The organism is Paenibacillus qinlingensis (assembly GCF_031455095.1).
Taxonomy (GTDB): Bacteria; Bacillota; Bacilli; order Paenibacillales; family NBRC-103111; genus Paenibacillus_E; species Paenibacillus_E qinlingensis_A.
Genome location: NZ_JAVDSB010000002.1, coordinates 738,488 through 761,135 on the forward strand (window position 1 = coordinate 738,488; position 22,648 = coordinate 761,135).

At 42.9% G+C, this 22,648-nt stretch carries 11 protein-coding genes and 1 pseudogene; 3 read left to right on the top strand and 9 right to left on the bottom strand.

The window, feature by feature from the left end; translation table 11 throughout:
• Positions 1-65 precede the first annotated feature (65 nt).
• The 5 genes from J2736_RS10900 to J2736_RS10920 form a co-directional block, all read right to left on the bottom strand.
• A complete protein-coding gene (locus J2736_RS10900; RefSeq protein ID WP_310226333.1) occupies positions 66-5,864 on the bottom strand; it encodes a sugar-binding protein in 5,799 nt (1,932 codons plus the stop codon).
• A 220-nt stretch (positions 5,865-6,084) separates the two neighbouring features.
• A complete protein-coding gene (locus J2736_RS10905; RefSeq protein ID WP_310226335.1) occupies positions 6,085-8,535 on the bottom strand; it encodes a glycoside hydrolase family 31 protein in 2,451 nt (816 codons plus the stop codon).
• 30 nt (positions 8,536-8,565) lie between these two features.
• Entirely contained in the window at positions 8,566-9,387 is an 822-nt protein-coding gene (locus J2736_RS10910; RefSeq protein WP_310226337.1) for a carbohydrate ABC transporter permease, read from the bottom strand.
• Positions 9,384-10,259, bottom strand: coding sequence for a carbohydrate ABC transporter permease (locus J2736_RS10915; protein WP_310226339.1), 876 nt, complete (start codon positions 10,257-10,259; stop codon positions 9,384-9,386). The genes J2736_RS10910 and J2736_RS10915 overlap by 4 nt, the downstream gene beginning before the upstream one ends.
• A 94-nt stretch (positions 10,260-10,353) precedes the next feature.
• Positions 10,354-11,706 carry an ABC transporter substrate-binding protein gene (locus J2736_RS10920; protein WP_310226341.1) on the bottom strand — a complete coding sequence of 451 codons (1,353 nt, stop codon included), beginning with the start codon at positions 11,704-11,706 and terminating at the stop codon, positions 10,354-10,356.
• Positions 11,707-11,904: 198 nt separating this feature from the next.
• Here J2736_RS10920 and J2736_RS10925 point away from each other — a divergent pair, with 198 nt between their 5' ends.
• Together J2736_RS10925 and J2736_RS10930 are read left to right on the top strand one after the other, a co-directional pair.
• On the top strand, positions 11,905-13,692 hold the full coding sequence (locus J2736_RS10925) for a sensor histidine kinase (protein ID WP_310226343.1): 1,788 nt from the start codon (positions 11,905-11,907) through the stop codon (positions 13,690-13,692).
• A 14-nt stretch (positions 13,693-13,706) separates the two neighbouring features.
• On the top strand, positions 13,707-14,471 hold the full coding sequence (locus tag J2736_RS10930) for a response regulator transcription factor (RefSeq protein ID WP_310226345.1): 765 nt from the start codon (positions 13,707-13,709) through the stop codon (positions 14,469-14,471).
• On the opposite strand, the pseudogene J2736_RS34295 reads toward J2736_RS10930, so the two are convergent.
• The 3 genes and pseudogenes from J2736_RS34295 to J2736_RS10940 all read right to left on the bottom strand — a co-directional run.
• A pseudogene (locus tag J2736_RS34295) lies at positions 14,472-14,604 on the bottom strand (RNA polymerase subunit sigma-70); the annotation flags it as partial.
• A gap of 118 nt (positions 14,605-14,722) precedes the next feature.
• Complete coding sequence (locus J2736_RS10935; RefSeq protein WP_397340455.1) at positions 14,723-16,819, bottom strand: RICIN domain-containing protein; 2,097 nt, start codon at positions 16,817-16,819, stop codon at positions 14,723-14,725.
• Positions 16,820-16,922: 103 nt separating this feature from the next.
• Entirely contained in the window at positions 16,923-17,414 is a 492-nt protein-coding gene (locus tag J2736_RS10940; RefSeq protein WP_310226349.1) for a hypothetical protein, read from the bottom strand.
• Positions 17,415-17,953: 539 nt separating this feature from the next.
• Here J2736_RS10940 and J2736_RS10945 point away from each other — a divergent pair.
• Positions 17,954-18,442: a MarR family winged helix-turn-helix transcriptional regulator gene (locus J2736_RS10945; protein ID WP_310226351.1), complete on the top strand. Its 489-nt coding sequence runs from the start codon at positions 17,954-17,956 to the stop codon at positions 18,440-18,442.
• Positions 18,443-18,577: 135 nt separating this feature from the next.
• On the opposite strand, the gene J2736_RS10950 is transcribed toward J2736_RS10945, so the two are convergent.
• Complete coding sequence (locus tag J2736_RS10950) at positions 18,578-21,889, bottom strand: S-layer homology domain-containing protein (protein WP_310226353.1); 3,312 nt, start codon at positions 21,887-21,889, stop codon at positions 18,578-18,580.
• Positions 21,890-22,648 lie beyond the last annotated feature (759 nt).

Genomic DNA, 22,648 nt, shown 5'->3' on the forward strand with positions numbered 1-22,648 from the left:
AGGAAGGCGCGAAAGCGCCTCCTCCCTACCGTTTAGCCATTCGTTAAATGATGGACCCAGCTCGATTACTGTGAGATTCCCAAGATGCGGTAAGCAACCGCCGCCAGATCTTGCACGCCGATCTTACGCGGCGTAGTAATGCCGAGCGCCTTGTATAACGTCCAATTGATGTCCACGTTGCTTTGCCCATAGTTTTTTCCGATGACCGCCAAATCCCCGATGGTCAACACGCTTGATCCGGACAACGTTTTTAACGATCCGTTGAATACGGATGTCGCTGCTGTCAACTGAGCTGTTGCTTCTTGAATTCCTGCCTGAGACAGGGTTGAATTAGACAGCGCGACATTGGCGGAAGCCAGTTTAGATTGTAGCAGCGCTTTAGAACCAGGTGCATATTGTCCGAGGAGCGTACCTTCTATCGCGCCTGTCAAGCGGCTGTTGGCCTCTCCAATTGCCGCGCTCAGAGCTGTCTTGCTGATAACCTCGATCTTCACGTTATGACTGGCCGAGCCTACCTGGGTTTCGGTAACGCCGTCCGAGATCATTACATGATCGACCGTGATAGCGTTAAGTTCAACAGTCGCACCAACCTCTTTAGCCTTAAAGCTCAATCCCAACAAATTGTCCGTATTGGAAATGGCCTGGCCCACGCTTGCAGCAAGGAATCGGATGTTGGCTTCACCGCCGCCCGAAGTCCCTTCATGACCAACCACGATTGAGAAACCGTTGACCAACGAGATGCCTGACACATATTCCACCTTCGCAGGGTCGTATTGAACGGTCAGATCGATTGCATAGACGCTGGACGTCACGTTGTTCAAACCAAAGTTCAATTTGAATGTTTGCCCAGATGCGATGGAAGTCGCTCCGCTCAACAATGCGCCTTCTTGACCGCTAATTGTGATCAGCGCGCTGCTGCTCAAATTGGACCCGCTGGCTTTCGCTGTTACTTTCACGACGCCATTCTTTTTGGCCGATAGTAATCCCGTCTCGCTGATGATCGCCGCTTTCGTCTCCGAACCATCTTCTGCGGTTACCGACCATACGACAGGTACTCCCGCTAACATTTGCAGCGTGCCGGCTTTCGTCGTGATGGATGTCGCTCCGGCTGCTCCGGAAACTACCGGCGGCTTGCCGACAAGGGTAACCACACCCCATTGTGAACCGTTAGCATAGGACTGTCCGGTCACGTCGTGCCACATGATAACGTCCTGGCGGCCACCCGTTGCTTTCGCGTCATTGATCTGCAAATCAAATCCAATTACCCGATCAACCGTTGGCAGTGTAGCTTTAAAAGGGATCTTCGTTTCAATGTAATAACCGCCATCCACGACTTTGGCAAAAGACTCAAATCCCGCGCTGATACTGCCTGGATTGAAGGTTTTCGCATTCAGATAATTAATACGGTATTGTCCCATACCTGTGCCGTAGGAGGTTTGTTTGCTATTGTTCTCATCCACAAAGATCTCTACGGAGTCATGCTCATGCGCATTGCTGCTGCTGTTGTTCAGCTCAGGAGATTTTACACGCACCAGAACATACAGGTTATTATCGTCCCACAGTACTTTAGCAGAGCCATCCGTCGGACCGTTCGCCATGGTCAAATGCTTAAGGATTGGCAGCGTGGCCGTCGTATCCCAGAGCGGATCGAGTACAGCCCCGCCGAGAACAGGCGTACCGTATACGGCAGTTGTAACTCCACTCGGTATCAGTTGAAGTGCTTTGGTCGCATTACGCAGCGCGTAATAGGAATTATCCACTGTGGCCTGGCTGATATCACCATTGGAGACGGCAGTCTTGGCCTCACTTAATGCGCTAGCAAATACGTTCCATGAATTGCTTGTATAAATGGTAGCTTCCTTGTTATTGACGGACTCAATCAAGGAGGTCAGCAGGGTTTTGTCGACTGCTGAAACAATTGGATTCGCAGGTCCACCACGGCCAGCTTTGACATTGTTAAAATATGTTTCTACTTTTGTAATCTCGTCAGTTGTAAGCACTCTGTTGTAAATGAGAACCTGCGAGACCCTACCCAGGAAGCGGTAAGGGGTTGCAGCCGCCATCGTGTAACCTACGCCCAGATCCGAGCTGTTTCCTAACAGCGCCTTAGCGTTAGTTCCAGTGCCGATGACACTGTTATTAACAGAAACGGCTCTATTAGTTCCGTTTAGCTGCGCCCGAACACTAACTAGACCGTCCGTGGTGGTTGTTGCAATTTGTTGCCCGCCACCCGATACGTTGCCATCCGTGTTACCAAAGCGGACGTTAACTCGGTTTGTTCCTACACCCAGATTAATACCGCTCCAACCGCTGTTGGCCGCCCACGTTTGGTAAGCTTCGTTTAATCCGAAATAAACAAGACCACTTTGATCGCTAGAGTTGTTGGCTGTGGTTGTTGGTCTTACAAGTGTGTAAATCGTCATCTGCGTACTGCCGTTATAATTCTTAAAGCCTGCGGCTTTTAACGGCCTTGACATCGCTGCAAAATCTACATAATCGTATCCATCGTTCTTCAGCGTAGGATTGCCGGTTGGTGTTCCAAGATTATCACCGCCGCTGCCGGGGACATTCGCTGGGACAAGCTTCGCTGGGACGCTTCCCATATTGGTCCATCCAGTTACGTTGCCGCTTCCATCTTTTTCCACACCTTCATCAGCCTTGAGCCATAAGTCAAGACCATCTCTAGGAATATCGGCAGGCGTCATATCGCGCACCACGACACGAGCGTGCGACTGGCTGAGAACATCGCCTTCTTTCGAACGTACATAAATAATATATGGACCGACCAACTTTGGCGCGGTTATTTCTATCATGCTGCCGGAGGCCATTGTTTCTTTGTCGCTTTCAATGAAATTTCCGTCGCTCGATGAAGAAATCCATATCTGTTTAGTAGCGTCCTCCAAATCGTATGCAAACCTGACTTTCCCGCCGGGGGCGACTGACACGTCAGCCGGGAGCAGCCTATTCGCCTCCGATACTGTGGTGATGAAGTTGAAGGTTATGGCAGGCGTCGAAGTGCTGCCTACCAAAGTCCAGCTTCCTGCAGTGCGGATTTCATACCCATTCGTCACAGGCTTGCCGTTAAGCGTAAAGGTGTAATCCGTACTCAAAGTCAGTTTAAGCGGCCTTACTGCTGAAACTTCATAGCTCTTCCCATTTTCCACATTAGTTGCTGAACCGCTTGCATCAACATATACCGTATACTTAGAAGTGGCCGTTGCTCTGCCGTCTCCATATTTGATATACAGTTTGTATTCGCCTGCGGAAGACGGAGCGTTGATTGACTTTACGTCACCGGCAGCTTTTGTCATCGTAGTTCCTTCATTAAAGACAGTAGTGTTCGCGGGCGCGATCCAAACCGTGTCTTGCGCTTGGAGCAGACCCCTGCGGTTCAGCTTTTCACCTTTACCCATGATGACATTCGAAGCCAGCTCAAACTCGGTATCGGCAATGAGGCTTCTTGGGATCATATGTGTGTATTCGTTAGCAAGACCGGAATTCAAAACGATTTCGTTGCCCTTAACCGGCCAAATGCGGGCTTCGCTTTTGTAATTGTTGTAAGTAATCCTAGGGCCGCCATTCTGGTCGTTATTCCCATCCACATAACCATCGACGGCAATCATATCGCTTTTGCGCTTCCAGTTGTTAAACTCATAAAGACGGCTCTGCCCAACAGCATGGGAAAGCTTGGACTGCACGACGTTGCCTATCATCTTAATGAACGTGCTGCCTTCATCCGGATGAAACCCGTTCGTCCAGTTATTGGAGGTCGTGGGTTTGCCAGTTGGATTCGGGTCAAGGAAGTTGTAGTTCATCTCAGTGAAATTCGTCCAGTTGTCAGAATGCCAGTTACTACTCTTTTCAGTGACAGGGTTGTTTGTCAAATTATTGACAGTGTCCCATGTCCCGCCACCCGGCAAATTACCTGGATCCCCCTGTCGGCCCAGTGAATAAATGGCTCCGGAGTCGTTAACTACTGTGCATATTTCTTCTACCCGGTTATAGTTTATTTTGTTATTCCTAGAGGTCGTGGAAATTACTGGAGATCTCGCGAGACTCGTTTCATGCGTACCTTGGTACGGGCCGCCAGTCTTGTTGGTACCTTGGGAGGTAAAGCCGAAGCCATCATACTCATCCCAACCCCAGCCGATGCTCATGGCGCCGTAAGTGGTGTCATAGATGTAGTTGTGCAGTACTTGCATATTCGTTGTGTAGAAAGAAGCCAGTGCATTGGCGCCGGGGAATCCGTAACAGGTCCTGAACAAAAAGTTATTTGTAATATAAATATTCTCCGGCACTGCTTCCGTACCCGCCGCAAATTTCTCCTTACCAACGCCCGCCCAGTTCCTTATTGGCGTGCCAGAGAGCGAAACACTGGATTCATGCGAAACCGCCACATCGTTTTCATAGATATGCTGCGGATGTCCAATTACAACGCCTGAAGCGAGCGTATCTACGATATAATTGCCTGAGATTTCAATATCCTTGGCATCGTTTTCTACATGGATGCCATTAAATCCGGTAAGCCCAATCTCACCGTTCAGCACTTTGATGTTCCTCGCCGCATTGATCATTACCGCTGCCGGCGGTATGTCATACCCTCGGTAGAAAGTCTCATGCCAGTTGATGCTGCTAGGGAAGTAAACTTTGTTCACAATAGAGCCCTGAACAGATGCATAGCCTCGGGAACTGGTTGTGACCGGACCGGATCCGTCGCTTAGTGTATATGTACCCGTCAGTTCAGTCAGTTTGTAGTCGGTATGAGCAAACTTCAGCCCGTTGAAGGTTATGTTTTTGACACGCCCATCATCGGAGCCCGCAACAGGGTTCAACCGATCTCCTACAGGGATCCCTCTTATGTCGAGGACCGTCTCGTGTCTTGGAATGACCACCTCTGCGGTATTAATATCCTCTCCTGCAAGCGGGATGTAATAAAGCGTGCTTTCCGCCTGGTCGAAATAGAAATTTCCGCGTTTGTTGAAGAACTCGAAAGCGTTGCGGATTACTTGATTATTACCCGGATTGTATTGCGTGTTATTACCCAAAGACTGTGAAATGAACCCATACGGCATCTGGAACCGGAACATGATACCGCCGGGCTTGCTGCTGGCTGCCGGCGCCTCTTCGATCGACGCGAAAGTGATAAAAGGTCTCGCCCATCTGGCGGTGGAGCCGCCCGTGCTTTCGGCTTCGATGTTTTGGGGGTTTTTCGTTGCTGTCGTCAGACCTACGCTGGCGTCGAATACGATACCCGCCCGGATGTTGGTGCCATTCTGCCACGCCCAAGGGTTATTGGCAGCGGTAAAGCTGGCTGTGGGGGTGCCCGTGACGGTTCTGTTGGCCGATGCTATCTCCGAGCTCTTCGTCATGGTGGCGCCCTTATCGTTTACATAGAGTGCGCGCAGCTTATCGCTGCGGTTAAGGGTTGTTTTATACGCCTTTAAGCCGCCTGTCTGAGTAAGGCCAACCGCTTCTGTCCATACGCCTTTTTGCAGCATTTCGCCCGCGCTGATTACAGGCTTTGCACCCGGCGCCGCCTCATAGCGAATTGTGCTGCTTGCACTTCCGGAATCATTCTTGTCAAAAACGAGAGTTTCATCAAGCGGATAAAAGCCATCGGCAATTTGAACGACGATATCACCGCCAGTCTTAGGCAGAGTTCTTACTACTGCTTTTGCTTTGGCAATCGTTTTATATGGCTTTGCCTGTGTTCCGTCACCTGTGTTATCATTGCCATTTGTAGCAACATAAATCGTTGCACTTGGCGCACTGGCAGCCGCTTCTACCGATCCTGCATATGGTATCATGGATAAGATCATTACCAAAGTCATAAGCCAAACGAATGCTCTCCTTCTCACTTTCATAAAACCTCCTTGGATTTGCAATTTATAAACTGTTCTGGTTAGCAAGACAGTAGGAGTTTTGTTCAAATCACCCCCTTCCATTCCGAGCTTAACAGCGATATGTAAGCGATATCATTTCTGAGTTCATTGTAGTTTTTCACGACTCTTTCGTACAGAGACAATCATACGGCCAGAAGGAATTTTGTAGGAACATTGATGGGTTATAGGGGAACGGGGAATCTTACAAGTCTTCTAGCTTGATTTCGATGTAGTTTCCTGTGTAGTGAATTTGCGTTGTCTTCTCTGCCTCTTTGAGAGATCCACCACCATCATTAACACCCAGAAATGTTAGGTTAAATGACTGATTTACTCTCATCCCGGGATAAGAGCCTTCCCGCTCTTTGATAATGAAAGTTCGATTATGCTCATCCCACACCATAGGAATTAGGGCAAAAACACCCCTTTCATAATTGTAATTGTCTCCTTCGTCTTCATAGTAAACGAAAGAACTATTTTGCCCGGAGTAGATACAGATGTGTATGTTATTATTCGGACGTTCTTCAGCAAACTGAATACTCCCGCCCCGAGGCACAATAGATCCTGCCTTTACATACAGTGGGATACGGTCTAATGGTGCCTCAGCTTCTATCGTTTGCCCACCCTCAAAGATGCGATTCGTCCAGAAATCGTACCACGCTGTTCCTGTTGGCAGATAAACATCTCTGGTTTTCTTCACACCTTCAAGCAATTCTGAACCCGCATTGTAATACATAGGCTCGGTGACTGGATTTACTAAGAAAGCTGGGCCAAACATGAATTGATCTCCAATGTTATATGTATTCGGATCGTGCCTGAAGTCAAATGATAACGCTCGCATTAACGTATAATCATAGTGATGAACGTGGGCAGATACGGAATAGATGTATGGCATTAATTCATATCGAAGACGGAGGCATATAACAATGGCATCATAGACAGGCTCACCTGGCTCACCAAATTGCCATACCTCCCTAGGAGTATCCGTTCCATGAGAACGAAACATCGGAAGAAACGAACCATACTGGAACCAGCGAGCATACAATTCCCGGTACCCCATATCCTGGATGCCTGAATGATAATCACCGTTCCAAAACCATAGTTCCGGCTTATTCTGAACAAAGAATGCTCCAATATCCACTGTCCAATATGGGGAGCCCGTTGCACAGAAATTCAATCCAGCTGGAATTTGCTTTCGCAGTGTCTCCCAATTCGCCGCAATGTCCCCCGACCATGTTACCGTTCCATAACGATGCTGCCCTGCGTAAGCTGAACGTGTCAGGTTTACGACCCGTTTGCTCTCTGTAGTTCGGCGTTGCCCTTCATAAATGCCTCTGGAATGCTGCAAGGAATACGCATTAATGAACTCGGGATCAAGATAAAGCTTGGCTTCTTCTGTATTTATCAGCATCCGTTGTTCTGGCTCAAGCTTAACAGCTCCACTCCAGTCGGCTTCGAAAGGTTCAGTGCAGTCACACCACCAAGCATCAATGCCGTGTGCAAAGAGGCCCTCGTTCGCCTGTTTCCAGTACAATTGTCTGCCTTTCTCCTGAAAAGCGTCATAAGTTGCCTGATTTCCAAGCAAGCACCCATTCTCATTCATTTCCTTATTGTTATCGCTCTGTGGATTCATAATGGGCCAGATAGAAACCATCAATCGCGTATTCATCCCGTGAAGCTCTTCCACCATAGCTTTCGGATCTGGAAACCGCTGAGGATCAAGCGTTTTCTGACCCCAGAGTTCCCCAGTCCAGGACTTCCAATCCAGCACAATGCAATCAAGCGGCAGTTCTCGCTGACGATACTCGCGAACAACGGCTACCAATTCTTCTTGTGACGCATAACGCTCCTTGGATTGGATATAACCGAATGACCACTTGGGCAGCATCGGCGCTTTTCCAGTTAATTCACGGATCCCATGAACAATACTGTCCATCTCCGGACCAAGAATGAAATAATAATCCATTTCATCGTCTACTTCTGTCCATATATAGGAACCGAAAGCATCATCTCGAAACGTCATCATGGAATAGCTGTCTACTATAATGCCATATCCACGCGTAGATGCCAGGACGGGAACAACCGCCTTCATATTTTGTTGATACAAGTATTGATGCGTTCCCCGCAAATTCATTACGCCTTCTTCGTGTGAACCCAAGCCGTATAATGCCTCATCTTCCATCCACTCAAACGCAAGCTTTGTATGAAATGCCTTTCGATCCCTCACTTTTGTCACGTTGTCAGCTCGGACACGCAGGCCATCGGCTCCCTGTCCAGCTTCAATATTGGCGGATTCATCGAATACAGATTTCATAACATCCATGGGAACCAGCATTTTTCCTCTGCGATCCGGCTCTTTCGTCAGTAAGGCTCCTGATGCATCCAGATAAGTAAAAGCTCCCGTCTTCTTGAGGATTCGGATTGTCAGTTCTTTCGTTGAAAATAATAGATGACTTTGGAGATCTTCTACGGTGAAGGAAATTTTCGAATCAGGCAAACCTGTTATCATTAGACTTTCTTGTGTACTAAATTCAGTTTCCAATGTATATCGAATCCTAATGATCTTGTTGGAATATGGGGCAAGCATGATTCGCCCGTTTGTCGTTTCTAACAACAGACGATCCTTCTCCACACGATGTCGAATGATTTGCATCATGATTCTCCTTATCAAAGAAATTTGAAATCACTACCCTTTTACAGAGCCAGATGTCATACCGGAAATAATGTATCGCTGACCTAATAAATACAAAATAACAGCAGGCAGACAGGTCATTACAATATCAGCACTCACTAAATTCCAGTCCATTTGATATTGGCCGAAGAAATTATAAACAGATAATGTCATAGGCCACTGTTTGGCATTATTGAGGAAGTAGAGCGGAAGCAAGAATTCATTCCATGAATTAATGAAAGCTAGAATAAATGTGGTCACTACAGCAGGCATTAATAAGGGAATTATGATGGAGAAGAATAGCCTTAGTGGGCCGCAACCATCAATAATACCGGATTCATCGAGTTCTTTGGGAACAGTTCCTACAAATCCATATAAAATAAATACACTAAATGGAATTTGCACGACTGCGTACAGAATAATAATTCCGATTTGCGTATTCATCAAATGAGTCATTTGCATCATCTTGGTTAATGTAAAATAATTGATGGGCAAGGCAATGCCTAGAATTAAGAAAAAGTAAAAAAAACGATTTAATCTTGAACGATTTCTAGCATAGATGTAGGCTGCCATAGCCGATAATAAAATACACAAAATTGTAGAAGCTCCGGTATAAAATAAACTGTTCCAAAGTGAACGAAGTAATTTCCCTTTTTCAATGACGACCAGAAAGTTTTCGAAATGTAGTTGTTTAGGCAAATCAAAACCCATTGAACTGGCCTGCGTTTTATCCTTTAACGAATTAATCACAATTAACAGGAGTGGCGCTAGCGTGATAATGCTCACGATCCAAGCAGTCGTATTTTTCAAAACATTCTTCACCATGTTCAGCTTCATTTGCCCACCTCATCTTCGTTGCTCATCCATTTGACTGCCCAAAAGCCAATCACGATCATAACGAGAAACATAACTGTAGATAAGGCAGTACCTACGCCGTAACGACCGAGGGAGAATTCCTTAAACACGCCCGTATACAGTACTTCTGTTTCGTAGCCTGGTCCTCCATTCGTAAGCGCGTACACAATATCAAACACTTTGAATCCATAGATAAAATTAAGAACTGTTGTAACTGTAAGCGCCGGCATCAATAGTGGAACAATGATATGCTTGAATTTATTCCAAAAATTTGCGCCATCCATTTCCGCTGCCTCGTAGTACATATCCGGAATAGCCTGAAGACCTGCCAGTAGAATGACCATGATATAGCCGACCCCTTTCCAGGTATCGACAGCAATAATGGATTTAAAGGCCAAATGGATATCCGTCAGCCAACTTTTAGCCAAAAATTCCAAACCGATGGATCTTAGGAACTCATTGACCAATCCAACTTCAGGATGCATTACGGACTTGAAAATTAATCCTACAATTAATGTAGGAACGATAACTGGCATAAAGATAACCACACGATGAAAATTCTTACCTTTAATCCCCTGATTTAAGATTAGCGCGAGAAACAGCCCAATTCCCGTTTTCAGTATGGCTGTTGCTATCGTGAACGTAACTGTATGATTCAAATAGGATAGGTATTTCTCACTTCCTGAGAAAATCGTTCGAAAATTATCAAGTCCTATGAATTCAATTCCTTCGCTATAACTATTCCAATCCGTAAATGAAAAGTAAATTCCCATAAATCCTGGAATTACAAAGAAGAGCAGATACAGTACCAATGCGCCAATTGAAAAATAAAAGGGATATATGCTTTTGTTCATTGTAGGACGCTCCACTCCACATTATCTTCAGTAACAACCCAGCAAGCGTCATTATCCTATCCGCTGGGCTGTTCTGATTTATACTAGTATAAAATTATTGTGCCCAAGCAGGGTCTTTGGCTGCTTTTGCAGCATCATTTCTTCTTTTGTCAATGCTCTTCAAAATATCCTTCGGCTGCATCTTCCCTGTAAACATCGCTGAAATGTCTTTTCCGATATCCATCCATTGTGGATTTAGGTAACTAATGGAGGTTTGATACACAGTGCCTTGTTTTTTGCCATACGTATCGAAGAATGCTTTTTGATCAGCTGTATAACGGTTTTTAATGTCTTTGAAATTCAAAGCTAAGAACTTCGGTTCGTTATCCAAAAAGAATTGCAAGTTTTCTGGCATCGTCAGATACTGGAAATATTTCTTTGCCAAATCAATATGTTTGGAACCTGAATATATAAATTTACTTGGCGCAGCAGGATTCACATTTAATATCTGATTGTCAGCAAGCGGCATCAAGAAATAGCCAAATGTATCCGCTTTAACCTCTGGGAACGCTTTTTCGATTTGCGCCGGCAACCCAAGATTATACACCGTCATCGCATATTTGCCGCTTGCCATGTTCTTTTCTGTATCGGCGTATGTATTTGAAAAGTAGTTATCTCCCATGTAACCCGACTTTGCAAGTTCATTGAGCTGCGTAAGTGCCTGCTCCATAATCGGTACGTTTGCGAATTGCTCCTTATTACTATTTAGCTTATCGGTTAATCCAGGATTTGCTTCTTCGAATTTAGGCCCAAGCTCAGGAAACCAAAGCACATGATGCCAGCCATCGGACACGGGTTCATAAATAGGTGTCGTGCCTGCAGACTTGATCTTCTCTGATACCGCTTTAAAATCAGCATACGTAGTCGGTACTTTTAGGTTTAACTTCTCATATATTTTTTTGTTATACACGACAACCCAGTTATAACTTGGATCCCAGATGGTTAGTGCATACAGCTTTTTATTATAAGATCCTTGTTCTACAAAGAGCGGGTCTTCTCGTTTTACCCATTCTTCACCGCTTAAATCAACCGCATTTTTTTCGACACCGTACAAATTGTTCAAATCAAGCTGTCCATCCTGTCCGCCGAAAATATCCGGTGCTTCCTTCGCATTGAGTTTGGTCTTCAGAATATTCTGGTACTGATCTGATGGAACGATTTGGTAATCAATATGAATACCAGTCTCCGCCTCAAATTTCTTTGCGAGCTGCATTTCGGAATCCTTTATCCAGTCTTGGCTAGCCATGTATGTCAGTGTAACTTTTTCTTTTGGCGTTTCTGTTGATTTCGCACTATTGGTAGCACCACTTGAAGCAGCTGGTGTTACGGTCTCCGTTGCACTTCCACATCCTGCCAAAACAGATGCCATAATCCCAATCGACACAATCACCGTAAATGTTTTTTTCATTGGTTTCGGTTCCCCTTTTCACTTGTGGTTAGTATTGTTTACGCTTTCATTATATATGCAATTCATTTCTGCCTTCCATGGATTTACAATGCTTTATAACTGGACATTCTTTACCTCCGCTAAATTTCTTTTGACAATTCCATATAAACACCGCAAACTAAGCATACAAAATCTTATTCCTGTATTCAGTAGGAGACTATGGTCATTCAAAAACGTACCATTCGATTCGTTCTTTTCCAGACCTATTCCTTAATCATCATCGTGGTATTATCGTTAGTGGTTGTACCTTTTTATATCTGGTCATCCGATTTACTTAAGAAAAAGGCCGTTGAATCTCTTGATAATCTCTCACAATCCATGCAGGACAAATTAGACCTAGAAATACGAAGAATTGACTCTGTATCTCTAAATATTTTGTATTCCAATTTAGTGAAGGACAAATTCCTCAAATTTACTGGGGAATCTGGCGACACAATCAATAACAATAAGGATCTAGCAGACATCTTAGTTGCAGCCAATGGACCTGCTCTCCCGGTTAATCAAATCTATTTATATGATCTAGGAGGAAACATGTTCGGATCCGGCATCGACAACCGGAGAACGAAAGTAAACTTGCCTAATAAACTCTGGTATGAAGAGGTGCTCGCAAATACCAAGGGCAAATACATTACAATTCCGGAGAAGGATGATGAGCTTTCACTATTTCTGTCCTCCAAGGATGCGTATTCCATCTCACTAGTTCGCTTGTTTTTTGACGCTAATAATACCCCGGAAGGTATCGTAGAAGTCAAGCAAGATGCAGACAAATTATTCACCAACATTAATGATTACATGAAGCACAACTACGGGCAAAAGGTTATTGTATATACGGATACTGGGGACATTATTTATCCAACTAACCCCAAAGCGAAGGAACTAATTTCTTACTTTACCCTTCTACAAACCAATTCCCATTCAGCAATGAGTAACATCCGTAACCCTATTACAAATGAGAACGAAATTTATAGTATCGCTCATTCCGAGTACACAGGTTGGAACATTGCTCTCCTAGTCTCCGAACAGCAATTATTAGGCCCTTTATATGATTTTACAAAGAAAATCGCCATGGTTAGTTTTGCCATATTACTCCTTGCTATTTCACTTTCTTACCTTGCTGCTAAACGAATCACGAAGCCCATAGCAAGAATGCATGCCACCATGAAATCCACCAATTTAGTAGGTATCACCTCACAGACACAATTGGAACTAAACAGCGGTTTAAACGAGCTTGATCGCTTACAGTTCGCTTTTAACAAGATGAGCGAACGACTGAAGGAATCTATGGATCAATTGTTACTGTCTCAGTTACAGGAACTTCAAGCCAAAATGTTAGCGCTTCAATCGCAGATGAATCCTCATTTTTTATACAATACGTTAACTACGATTTCCATCATGGCTGAAGAGAATATGAATGAGCAAATTGTCATTATGATTGAGAATTTATCTATGATGTTACGATACATATCCGCTGATAATTCATCTCTTGTCCCTTTAGAAACTGAACTAGCCTATACCGAAAAGTACCTGGAATGCATTAAACTCAGACATAAACAAAACATTCTATATACATTAGAAATTGCAGAGAATATGCAGCATATTCCCGTTCCAAGATTAATTATTCAACCACTTGTTGAAAATTCACTAAAGTACTCATCCAAACTGTTACCTCCATGGACAATTAAGGTGAGAGGGTATCAGAAGAACGACCACTGGTTCGTAGAAGTTACCGATAACGGACCTGGATTTGATCAGAGTGCCATTGCTGAATTTAATCAAAGGATTCAGGAAATCGAACAGACCGGGATCATTCCTGGCCTGCAGCTTGATGGCATGGGATTACTGAACATTTATCTCAGGTTGAAAATTTCTTACAATACAGATATGTATATGCAAACCGTTAACCTACCAGATGGCGGGGCAAAGGTTATCGTTGGAGGAAAACGTTAAAGGGGTGAGTGGAATTGGAGCATACAACACAGATACGCGTTGTAGTCGTTGAGGATGAAGAATTGATTTTGAATAATATTGTTAAGAAAATTCAATCTCTAGATACTTCCTTTGTCATCATTGGTACTGCTCAAGATGGTTTGTCCGCGCTGAAGGTACTTGGAAATAATACTGTAGATGTTTTATTTACGGATATTCAAATGCCTGCCATTGATGGATTAGAGCTCTTAAAGCAAGTCTCACTTCAATTTCCCCATATCGAAAAGGTAATCATCAGTGGTTACAACAATTTCGATTATGCGCGTCAAGCCATTAAATTCAACGTGAACGAGTACCTATTAAAGCCAATCATCACGAGCGAATTAGAACAAGTCCTAATCAAGATTAAGATGTCAATTGAAAACAAAAGGCAGTTACCTAAGTCACTGCCTTCTTCCGAGAAAACGATGCATGCACCTGAAGAAATTGTACAAATGGTTCAACTCTATTTAAAAGAAAACTTTTATGAAGAAATTACACTGGAATCAATCTCCAGACACTTTAATTTTCATCCTTCTTATCTTAGTAAAATTTTCATCAAACATTCGGGGGGGCCGCCTTCCAAATACTTGACAACAGTGCGCATCAATCACGCCAAATATCTGCTTGCAAAGGAAAAGAATCTCTCTATCAGAGAAATCTCTCAGCGTGTTGGCTATCCGGATCCTTATTATTTCAGTAGAATTTTCAAACAAGTTGCCGAAAGAACCCCAAGTGAGTATCGAAATTTGCATGAGTGATTGAATCTTCAATTGCACCGCATCTACCACATCGTCCGCTTCGCTGCCAAGGATGTCGATCAACGTAAGCTTTGATCAATCCGATCGTCCCAATGGAGATTAAACCCTCGAGATCTTCCCCTGTGTTATCAATTTTTTAAGGATATGGACACGAAGCTGAATTTTGCACGAAAAGCCCAATAAGCACATGTCATTCGAAAATGACATATCACTTATTGAGCATTACATTAACAAAATCTATGCCTAATCAATTATTGAATTTGCCATTGTTGGTTAGCGCTGGAGCTGTCGCCCCACTGTCCCAAAATAGATCCGTTGCTAGTTCGAGCCATACCGTCAAGGTATAGACCCGTTTGACGGTTTTTGAAGCGAACGTTATTCCCAGCACTTTCCATCGTCCATTGTTGGTTGCTGCTGCCGCTGTAGCTCCATTGTCCGCAATTGACGCCATTCCCAGTCCGAGCCATGCCATCCAGATACAATCCAGTTTGCCGGTTTTTAATTAACACATAACTACCTGATGTTTCAATTGTCCATTGCTGAGCGTTGGAGCTGCTATCGCTCCATTGTGCTGCATCTGCGCCATTGGTAGTCGAGCTAATGCCGTCGATGTTAAGTCCTGTAGCTGCATTGCGAATCTTGACATAGGAACTACCACCTGCTCTTACAAGTGATGCGGATTCCGCAGACCGATTACCTTGTGCATCGATGACAAACAGTTTATAATTGCCACTCGCCTGAGGCGCAGCGATGGAAGTAGCGTTTCCATTCGCTTTCGTCATTGAAGTCCCTTCGATGAAACTTGTCGTTCCCGATGGCGCAAGCCAAACGGATTTGGTCGCATCACCCGTAGAACGTATGCCAACCGTTGCCGAACCTGTAACGAACACGCTGGCAGGTAGAACATAATCCTGCAAAGGCACGCGGGAAGGTGTCACAAGATTCTTGTACGCATCTTCTATTCCTGCGTTCAACGCAATCGTATAGGCTTGAATAGGCCATACGTTATCGGAATATACACTTGCGTCATTGATGACGCTATTCGGAAGACTATAATTGGAGATTTTATTGACATTCGCGTAATTTTGGGTGAAGGTTAAGTGGTGTTTGGAGCCAAAATCATCAGAATTCAGCGTCCACGTTACTCCCGAATTAATATTCAAGACGTTATTCTGAATAGCAATGTACGCGGAGCCTTCATCCGGATGCATACCATATTTGTGTCCGGAAGGAACACCTTTTATATAGTTATTCGAAATGACTGTGTTCGGCTGACTTCCGAGCGTATAGATAGGAGCGGTATCATCCAATATCTGCACAGTGTCGATAAATTGGTTGTAACTGATGTTGTTGTTTTGTGCTGTCGTCGTAGGGGTGCCAGGTCGTATGGAACCTGACGAGCCGTTAAAATTCCACCATCCCCAGCCGAGTGAGATGCCGGCCCAAGGCGTTTTTTGGATAACGTTATGTTGGAATTTGAGTGTATCTGTAAAATAGCCTGAAACGGCAGCACTGCCATTGAACAACACTGCGGAATCATAAATATAATTATTTTTAATATCGATGTTTGTGCAAACGCTCTCTAAACTGATTGTAAATTTCTCTCGGTTAGATGACGTATAGTCCCCAATATATACGTGCTGAGGATGACCCACATTAATTGCCGATCCGCCGATATCACTCATTATATTGCCAATTAGCTGAGAATCTTTCACATCGTTAATTAAAGAAATACCATCTGCTCCAGTATGCTGAACAGTATTTCTCTCCATTAATAGGTTATCCGCATTCGCAATTTTCACAATGCCTGGCATAACATCCAGATTACGGTACGTATAATCATGGAAATTCTTTTTAGCATACGCTGTGTTGATAAGATTGCCTTGCTGTGCTTGCTTGAATGTGGAGCCATCGATATTGGCTAAGTTCCAATCCGAATTCGCGAACGTGATGCCCGAAAACGTTACATTTCGAACATGCGCGCTCGTCGATGTGCCCTTTACATTTAGGATCGTTTCCACATTATTAGGGGCAAATACGGTTGCCGTCGTCATGTTTTCAGAAGAACTTTTATAGTAATATACAGTTTGGCTGGTTTTATCGAAATAAAACTCGCCAGGAGCATCCAAAAATTCATAAGCATTCATGAGCTTGTGGCTTCCGTTAATCTGGAAATTGCCATTGAAAGCTCCTTGGGCAATCGCCGCGCCAGGCTGCTGGAATAGTGCTACACGATTGGAGCCATTTACTGTCACTTGCCGAACCCCGACAATAGAAGTGGTCCATGTCGTCCGCGTTTCGATCTCAATATCATCTTGATTGGAAGCAATCGCTGGAAAGTCACTCAGACTGTATTTAGCACCATCACATTGCGAGCCCGATTCCCATGCCCAGGGTGCTTGGCCAGAGGTAACACTGTATGTGCCATAACATCCAGCTGAACTGACTGTTTTAGTTTGCCATTATTGCTCTTTTATCATTCACATACAGCGCACGTAATTTGTTACTTCGAGAGAGCGGTGCTTTCCATATGTTTCCGCTATGCTGTGACCACCCTGTGACTTGGACGCCAGCATTCAGAACCGGATTTTCGCCCTGATAAGCTTGGTAGATAATCCGATTTCCATTCGTACCTGAGTCTCTAGGCGTGAAATCGATAGAACTCGTCACTGGGTAGTTGCCACCGCGTAGATTTACGATAATATCGCCCGTCATACTGCCGTTAATCGTTCGTACAACGTCCCTAGCTTTCTGAACCGTTTTAAAAGGTGAAGCGAGAGTTCCCGCATTACTGTCATTGCCGTTTGGCGAGACATAATATTGAGCTTGTGTCGCTGCAGAAGTCGGTGCCGGAACCGTAATGCATACAGCCAACATAACAATGACGAGAAGCAACGCCTGCAAGGACAACTTGCTTTTCCTTGACCAAATATTTAACAACATACACTGTTCCCTCCTCGATTTTGAAATCTGAAACTATTCTCACTAACACTTAATTAAAATTCCAGTTCGAATCGCCCCCTTACTTTCCGGCATCGATAGTTATTATGTAAGCGATATCATTTCTGAATTCATTGTAGTTTTTCACGGTTCTTGCGTACAGAGACAATAATACGAACAGGAGGAATTTTGTAGGAATATTCTGGAATCATGTTTCCCAAAACAATCAAATTAACTAACGCCTAGAATCAAAAAAAGTGAAAGTTTATAAAAGTAAACTTTCACTTTCGAACCTATTTGCTTGATCACCTTTTCTCTACATTTGTAATCACCCTCATGGTTATGATCAAAATTTAGATACAATCTTTTTCATTCAATTTACGCAAAAAAGCTCCCTCAGCAAATACCCTTCCATGAAATGTCATTGAAGTAAATTTAAAAACATAGACATTCAAAAATTATTTTTATATATATTATTTTGACAAATACAATTCATAATAATATAATCAAAAAAAGCCGTGAAGAAAGGTTGATGATTTTAAATGATTAACAACCAGATGTTAACGGAAACCCTTGGTTTCCTCCAAAACTACTTGCAATTATCGAACTTAGAACGCGAAATTTATACTGAAACTGAAAAAATTCACAACTCACATGGGCTTTCAACTGAAAAATTTCACGCTTTATTTTTCCTTTATGTAGCAGCTAATGAAGGCGAGCCTTTGGGTCCATCCGATATCGGAGTGAAAATCAATGTAACACGAGCTTCAATGACCGGCGTAATTGATGACTTGGAAAAAAGACAACTGTTGGAAAGAACGGGCCACCCTGTTGATCGACGTAAGGTCATTTTAAAACTAACTGAAAAAGGAACACAATTAGTTGAGAATCAAATGCCGTTAATTACGGAGTGGATTTGTAAAGTAAATCAAGCCTTCACACCGGAGGAAAGGAATACGTTTTCATTATATCTAATGAAGATGCGTCAAACGTTGGACAGTCTTAAAGTCATTAAAAATAATCATTCCTAATCGGATAGCAAACTTGATACAGTCGTTCCCGTATATAACATTTGCATTGGTGGAACAATTTATAATAACAAAAGAAGACCCCAAGGGGTCTTCTTTTGCATTCTACATCCTTATTAGATTTATCATTAAATCCAATTATTTCACTGTTACTTCAGTTGTAGTTGTTTTACCGCTCGGTGCAACGATTACTACGTCGAATGTTCCTTTGAATCCTGCAGCAAGATGAACTTTATTGCTGGAATCCATCGTCACATCAGCTGCACTGCCAGCAGTAGCATTAACGTGTTGAACAGTAAATGTTAGACCGTATAGCACGTTGTATTTATTAACATCGGATCCGTCAAAAGCAAGTCCGTAAGAGTCAGTAACTACAACATTTGTAAGACCAAGGCTTCCCTTAACACCGTCTTTAATTTCGGCTGGATCAGTTTCACCGAAAGCAACATAGTCAGTAGTTGCAGCATACACAGCTCCGGTACCTGTATTGCTAACCGTCACTTTATTGTTTGCTGTCATCGATGCAACTGTCGGAGCATCTGCGGCTACTGTCACAGTTTGAGTAAGGAATTTCGTTTTTCCTTTGTTGTCGATATAAGTGGCTGTAATTGTAGCAGTACCTGCTTTATTACCAACCATATACCATCTACCCGCACTGCCTGATTTCTCTCCTTTAGTTGTCAACATACGTTTTTCAACTTTTACAACAGCAGGATTTGAACTTGTTACATTTGTAATAAAGTTATTTGGAACAGCCACTACATCGCCAGATGCATTGGTAACTTTAATGTTGATTCTTTTGCTTAACGCAGAGTTAGCAATTGCTCCAACCTTGCCAAATTCATTATCAAGGCCTGAACCAACAAGGACATCACTATCTAGTAAATTAAACAATTTGCTTGCTGTATTTAACGTATAAGTCCAATCTTCACCAGTACTTGAATTAGCAGCAGGCGCTACAGCAATTTGTTGTTCTACATAAGTGATCTCTTGTGCTTTTGTCGGATCTGCTTTGTCAATCTTACGGATACCAATACGCAGATTAGCTTTTTTACCTTCATTGCCTGCGAATGCCGTAACTTTCAATCCTTTATTGAACTCTTTAAATGCTTTGGCATCCGTTTCATCTGCACCAGTAAAGGAGTAGACATTTTTGTTATCAGCTAGAGGAACGTCCACATCATCAGCTCTTGTTACTTTGAACGCATTAAAGTCTACATTTTTATCTTTGTCAGGCAGATTTTGAACTTGTACATATACATCGTAAGTTACTGAAGTACCTACACTGCTGTTACCGCTATTTCCGTTTGTATCCAAGTTGTAATCCATAACTTTGCCGTATTGGTCAAGAATTTGGTATTGGAATGTGTAATTGGATGCTACATTTTTAGCTGAATCTGGGGCATCCGGGTTACCATAACCGATCATTTCTTTCGCTGGCTTCGTTACTTCTTTAATGCGATCTGGAATACGAACATCAGCAACTGTCCACGTTTTTGTAGCCGTGCTTGTTGCGTTAGGAGATGCGATAACGAGCGTTAGAGATACGGAACCTTTAGAAGTGCCCGTGATGTTTTTCAAGTGAATGGAACCTCTGTGATCACCGGATTCCATAATTTCACCTTGTCCCGCAATAGATCCGTCCACACCGGATGCTGTAACTTGAATTCTTTCGCGGTTGGAGTCGCTTGTCAAATCATCAGCACTCAATACGTTTCCACTTGCATCATACGCTACGATTGGGATGTACACATCTTTATCGCCTGCAGCGATGACGTCATTAAAGTCGCCAATTTCGATTTTTGTTGCAACGGAAGCTGATTTAATACTAATTTTACCTGTAGCTGTAGCTGCTTGGTTGACGATCGTAAATGTGTAATCAGCACTCTTATCTACGTTGTCAGTCAAAGAAAGCTTCAAGCGAGGAATATTGCTGCCGTTATCTTCGTATTCAGCCTTAATAATATCATTGCTTCCTTTTGTACTGGAGCCAATGTATTCGTTCCAAATCAAGTTGATATTTTCTTTTTTGAATTCTGGTGAATCATACGTGATATAACCGCCGTATTGGTCAAAAAGATTAAGATCAAACTTAACGGAGTCACCTTTACCGCTGATCGCTTTGCTGCTATTGGAATATTGTGCTTCACCAAGCTCCAGTTTAGTCAGGATTGGCGCTGTTCCTACTTTATAGTTCTTAGAAGCAGTCACGTGCTGATCGTTGTTAACGATGGACAGAGAAACAATCCCCACACCCGCTGTGCTTTCCGTTGTATCCAATGTGATAGCTAATGTATCATCATCCAATTTGTTGATTTTTGTTAATTTAGCTCCACCTGGATAAACCGTGTAGCTGCCAGAGTTGAAAGAAGCATTTTCGCCATATTGGTTAACGCCTTTTGCTTTAACAACTGTGCTTTGGGAACGTGCAATCGTGTCGTTACCAGACAAAAACTCGATTTTTTTCAATACTTCATTTTCCGCTGTGAAAGTTGCTGTTGTTTTGTCAATATCAGCAGCATCTAATCCAGTTACGTTAACTGTATAGTCACCAGCGCGAAGTTTTTCGTCGGAAAGAACCAATGTAGCAGTTTTCTTGTCATCGGACCATTTTGTTGTTGTTTTAACTTCAGTGCTGCCCTTTTTAAGAGTAAGGATAGCTTTCGCTGTATCAACTGGTTTGTTGAAAGTAACTTCTGTTTTTTGTACGCCAGCTGCTTTAGCGCCAGTTACAGTTAATTTACCAGGAGCAACATATTGAGATTTAGCTTCATATGCACCTGTTAGAAGAAGGTCACGAGTAGCGTTGGATTGACCACCGAATGTACCTTCCGTTTTAGGGAACAATTTCAATTCTAACGCCAATGCTACATAACCTTGAGCCCAACCGGAAACAGTAGTATCAGTACCTGTTTTGCCTTTAGCTTCTGTATCTTTCCCCAACACACGGACCAAGAAAGTAGCAAGTTGCTCTTTAGTTACTTTACCAGCCGGGTTGTATGTGCCTTCTCCATAACCGTCAGTAACATTAGCTGCTTTCAAAGCTTCGATGTAAGGAAGAGCGTAACCGTTAGCTGCGTCGTCCGCTTTTACATCAGAGAAACTGGAAGTTTTAAGATCTTTGTTTATTTCAAGACCCATGATTAAAGCTGCAACTTTTGCAAATTGCGCACGGTTCATTTCTTCTTTCAGACCGAATGTTGTGTCAGTAACTCCGTCGAAGATACCTGCGCTGATCATAGCGTCAAATTTAACTCTTGTAGCCGCGTCAAGATCTTTTAGATCCGTGAAATCCTGGGATGTCTTAGTAGACGTAGCTTGAGTACTAACCGTCGAAGACGTTGCTGGTGCACTAGTCGATCCTCCTGTTGTAGTATCCGCCATAGCTATTGAAGCGAACATCGAGAAAATCATAGTAGCAGATGTGATTACTTTCAAACTTTTTTTCATTTGTTCATTTCTCCTTTCTAATTCGATAATTCGAATTAGACATATTTTTTTTAGAAACCTTGTTGCGAACATTAAACCTTTAATCCCCATCACCTAACACCCGGATACTAGTCTCAGAAGTGAATATTTCTCTTGAGCCCAATTGACCTAAAACATCGAGTAAAATCTTACACGAGAGAATTCCTCCTTCATTCAAAAATATAGCCGGTAGGTTAGTTATAACAAATAAAGTATTAATGAATATAATAACAAGGTTAACTTTTTACATTTTTATTATATTAATTAATATAGTTTAAGTCAATACTATATAGGCTGTTGCCATTAGTTCCCTTTATTCATTGGAATAATTGAGAGGGTTAGAATACTTATTTTTGTTACTTATTAATAATGAAGCTCAATTTGCTCAAGCGTTTGCCAAGACAGTAGATAAAATCTAGGAATAGATAACAATATATTTCCGCTCCCTTTTACCGCTGCATCCAGTTCCTATAAATGTTTTATAAATTACATAAAGTACTGCCCTAATTGTTCTAACTCGATCATGCCAACAAATATGTTTGGTTGTTTCAGCTCACTTTAAATCTATACAATCTAGGTATCCCATCCAGCTGAGTTCACTTTTGTTTCCCCCCTTCAATTCATCAATCTTGGTTTCTCCTAAGCAATAAAAAAAATGTGGGATTCGGCTACACCCGGATCCCACTGAAAAAAAGGTTATGAAAAAAAGTTTTCGCATTAATAATATATAATTTAATATAG